Below are 4,063 nucleotides of genomic sequence, written 5' to 3'. Positions count from 1 at the left end.
CGTGGGGACAAGGCGACAGCCGTCATTGCATCGATGTCTTGAATCGCACCTCGGTCTTCCCCATTCTCACGGGTCGACACACCTCGCAAACCCTCGACACGGCTTTAGCATCCTGCCGCAAGGGGCTAGCGGTACGACCGAAACACGCCGCAGTAAACCTCAAGGATTATACATGAGCACCCCCAAGCACAGCCGCCTGCTGATCCTCGGCTCCGGCCCCGCCGGATACACGGCCGCCGTCTATGCGGCGCGCGCCAACCTCAAGCCGACGATGATCACCGGCCTGGCACAGGGCGGCCAGCTCATGACCACCACCGAGGTGGACAACTGGCCGGGTGACGAAAAGGGTGTTCAGGGTCCGGAACTGATGCGGCGCATGGCCGAGCACGCCGAGCGCTTCGAAACCGAGATGGTTTTCGACCACATCCACAGCGTGGACCTGGCCGTCCGCCCGTTCCACCTGAAGGGTGACAGCGGCGAGTACACGGCCGATGCGCTGATCGTCACCACCGGCGCCACCGCCAAGTACCTGGGTATCGCCTCGGAAGAGAAGTTCAAGGGCCGCGGCGTCTCCGCCTGCGCCACCTGCGACGGCTTCTTCTTCCGCGACCAGGACGTGGTCGTGGTCGGCGGCGGCAACACCGCCGTGGAAGAGGCCCTGTATCTGGCCAACATCGCCCGCAAGGTCTACCTGGTCCACCGCCGCGACAAGTTCCGTGCGGAAAAGATCATGCAGGACAAGGTGTTCGAGAAGGTAGCTGCCGGCAAGATCGAGCTGCTGTGGAACCACCAGGTCGACGAAATCCTCGGCGACGACTCCGGCGTCAACGGCGTGCGCGTCAAGGACGTCAACACCGGCGTGAAGCGCGATCTGGAAGCCCAGGGTTTCTTCGTGGCGATCGGCCACACCCCGGCCACCGGCATCTTCGAAGGCCAGCTCGAGATGAAGGACGGCTACATCCAGATCCAGTCCGGCCTGCACGGCGGCGCCACGGCCACCTCGGTGCCGGGCGTGTTCGCCGCCGGTGACGTCGCCGACCATGTCTACCGCCAGGCGGTGACCTCGGCGGGCTTCGGCTGCATGGCCGCGCTCGACGCCGAGCGCTGGCTCGACCAACAGCACATGCTGACCTGACCGGAACCGGCCCCGCGCCTCGCGCGCGGGGCAACCGCCGCATGACCGGCATTCGATTCCTCGACAGCCTTGGTGGCATTGCGCCCGCCGACTGGGACGCGCTTGTGCCCGACGGCAACCCTTTCGTGTCGCACGCTTTCCTGAGCGGGATGGAAGCCAAGGGCTGCCTGCGCGAAGACTATGGCTGGAAGCCCTACCACCTGGGCATCTTCGACACGAACGATCGCCTGATCGCCGCCGCTCCCACCTACCTCAAGGGCAACTCGCACGGCGAGTTCGTCTTCGACTGGAGCTGGGCCTCGGCCTGGGAACGCGCCGGCGGCGACTACTATCCGAAGATGCTGGTCGCCTCGCCCTACTCGCCCGTGCCCGGCCCCCGGCTGCTGGTGCGCGACGGCATCGAGGCGGAGATCCTGCGCAACCGGCTCACCGCGGCCCTGGTCGACGAAGCGGACCGCCTGGGCCTGTCCTCGATTCACGCCAACTTCCTCGCCGACGCCGACCTGGACGCTTTCGACGATCGCTGGCTGGTCCGCTCCGATTACCAGTTTCACTGGCACAACCAGGGCTACGCGGATTTCGACGCCTTCCTCGCCTCGCTCAAGGCCAAGAAACGGAAGAACATCCGCCAGGAACGCGCCCATGCGATGGATGCCGGCCTGCAGCTGGACATGCGCGGCGGCGACGAACTCTCCGACGCCGAGTGGCGGCAGATCCACGCGCTTTACGAACTCACCTTCGACCTGAAGGGCAACCACGCCGCGCTGACCGCACGCTTCTTCCAGTACCTGGGTCGCACCCTGGGCCCGAAGGTGCAGGTCGCGATGGCGCGCGACGGCAACGAGATCGTCGCCATGGCCTTGTTCCTGCGCGGCGGCGACGCGCTGTACGGACGCTACTGGGGCGCCAGCGTCGAAGTCTCCGGGCTGCACTTCGAGCTCTGTTATTACCGTGGTATCGACTATGCGATCCGCGAAGGCATCGCCCGTTTCGAACCCGGCGCACAGGGCGAGCACAAGCTGGCCCGCGGCTTCCTTCCGACGCTGACGCACTCGCGGCATTACATCGCCCACGAGGGCTTCCGCCGGGCCGTGGCCGGCGCGCTCGAAGAAGAAGCGCTGCACCGCGAAGCGTATCGCGACGAACTGCTCGCCCATTCGCCGTACGCGGACCGATGATCCGCCTGCCGCAACTGAATCCCCTCCGCCCCGGCCTGTTTCCGGATCCCGAGGATGCGCTGGACGAACCCAACGGCCTGCTCGCCTGGGGCGGCGATCTTTCGCCCGAGCGTTTGATCGCGGCTTATGCGCAGGGCGTCTTTCCCTGGTTCAACGCGGATGAGCCGATCCTCTGGTGGTCACCGGATCCACGTTGCGTGTTCCGCACCGACGCGGTCCACATCAGCCGCAGCCTGCGCAAGCAGCTGTCGAAGTCCAACTGGCGGATCACCGCCGATACCTCGTTCACCCGCGTGATGCGCGCCTGTGCCGCGCCGCGCAGCGGATCGATCGGCACATGGATCGGCGACGACATGATTGCGGCGTACGAAGAGCTGCATCGGCAGGGTCACGCGCACAGCGTCGAGGTGTGGGACCGCGGTTCGCTGGTGGGCGGGATTTATGGTGTCGCCGTCGGTCGGTTGTTCTGCGGCGAGTCGATGTTCTCGGCACGCACCGGCGGTTCGAAGGTCGCACTGGCCGGCATGTGCCAGCTGTTGCATCGCTGGGGGTTTCCGTTCCTCGACGCCCAGGTGACCAACGATCACCTGCTATCAATGGGTGCGGTGGAGATTCCGAGACGGCAGTTCGTGGCGCAGGCCAAGCGCCTGGCGGCGATGCCGGGGATGGTCGGTTCGTGGGTGCAGCACCCCATAACCCTGCCCTGACACGCGGGAAAAACATCGCCGATAAATCGGCTTGGTAGGAGCCGATTCATCGGCGATGGCCGCGGCAGCGGCCGCCAGATTGCCATTCCGTCGCCAGCACCCAATCGCCGATAAATCGGCTCCTACCGAGCAGGCTTCCGGTTACCGACCTCTGTGCCCGCTCATCTCAGCCCCGGCATTCCTCGGCAACGCCAGGCACACCGGCGCGGCAATCAGCGACACGAACGTCACCACGAGAAACGCCACGCTGAAATCCGGCAGCTGCGCGTGCGCGTGCCCGTTCCACGTCACCGATACATGCAGCGCCGCCGCGGCCACGCAGATGCCTACCGACAGCATCAGCTGCTGGAACGTCGTGTAGAAGCTCGTGGCGCTGGAGAACCGTTCACTTGGCACATCCGCGTAGGCCACCGTGTTGTACGCGCTGAACTGTAGCGACTGGAAGAAGCCGCTCAGAAGCAGGACGGTGTAGATCGTCCACAACGGCCAGTCCGGTCGAAAGGCGGCGCACAAGGCGACGCAGACCATCGACAGCACGCCGTTCCAGACCAGGGTGGCGCGGAAGCCCCACAAGCGGAGCACGGGCGCCGCGGTGGCCTTCATCAGCATGGCACCAAGGGCGGAGACGAAGGTCACCACGCCGCTGTGCGCGGCGGAAAACCCGAAGCCCAGCTGCATCATCAGCGGCAGGAGGAAGGGCACCGAGCCCGCCGTGATGCGCGTGAGCGACCCTGCGATCACCGAAAGACGGAAGGTGGGAAAGCGCATCAACGAGAGGTCGAGGATGGGATTGGCCACGCGTTTGGAATGCCACACGTAAACCGCACCGACGATGAGGCCACCGACGATCAACCCCGCGGAACTCGACCCCGCCGTACCGCCACGACTCGCCATTTCCAGCCCGAATACCAGGCACGACAGCGAGATGCCCGACAGGATGAAGCCCACTGTGTCGAAACGCTGCCGCTCGGCGATGCGCACATCGGGGACGTACTTCGTCGCCAGCCACATGCCGGCAAGACCGATCGGTACGTTGATGTAGA

4 protein-coding genes are annotated in these 4,063 nt (G+C 65.6%); 3 read left to right on the top strand and 1 reads right to left on the bottom strand.

The window, feature by feature from the left end; translation table 11 throughout:
- Nucleotides 1–172 precede the first annotated feature (172 nt).
- Genes trxB through aat form a run of 3 tightly spaced genes read left to right on the top strand, consistent with a single transcriptional unit; the run spans nucleotide 173 to nucleotide 3,020 of the window.
- Complete coding sequence (gene trxB, locus AC1DT2_RS17025; protein WP_477297648.1) at nucleotides 173–1,135, top strand: thioredoxin-disulfide reductase; 963 nt, start codon at nucleotides 173–175, stop codon at nucleotides 1,133–1,135.
- A gap of 41 nt (nucleotides 1,136–1,176) precedes the next feature.
- A complete protein-coding gene (locus AC1DT2_RS17020) occupies nucleotides 1,177–2,313 on the top strand; it encodes a GNAT family N-acetyltransferase (protein WP_477297646.1) in 1,137 nt (378 codons plus the stop codon).
- Nucleotides 2,310–3,020, top strand: a complete 711-nt coding sequence (gene aat / locus AC1DT2_RS17015) for a leucyl/phenylalanyl-tRNA--protein transferase (protein WP_477297645.1) — start codon at nucleotides 2,310–2,312, stop codon at nucleotides 3,018–3,020. Before AC1DT2_RS17020 ends, aat begins: the two co-directional genes overlap by 4 nt.
- A 141-nt stretch (nucleotides 3,021–3,161) precedes the next feature.
- Here the strand turns inward: aat and AC1DT2_RS17010 are convergent.
- On the bottom strand, nucleotides 3,162–4,063 hold a 902-nt coding region (locus tag AC1DT2_RS17010), incomplete at its 5' end, for an MFS transporter (protein WP_477297644.1).

Source organism: Luteibacter sp. P4_E6 (assembly GCF_056401535.1).
This window is presented reverse-complemented; position numbering and strand designations above follow the sequence as displayed.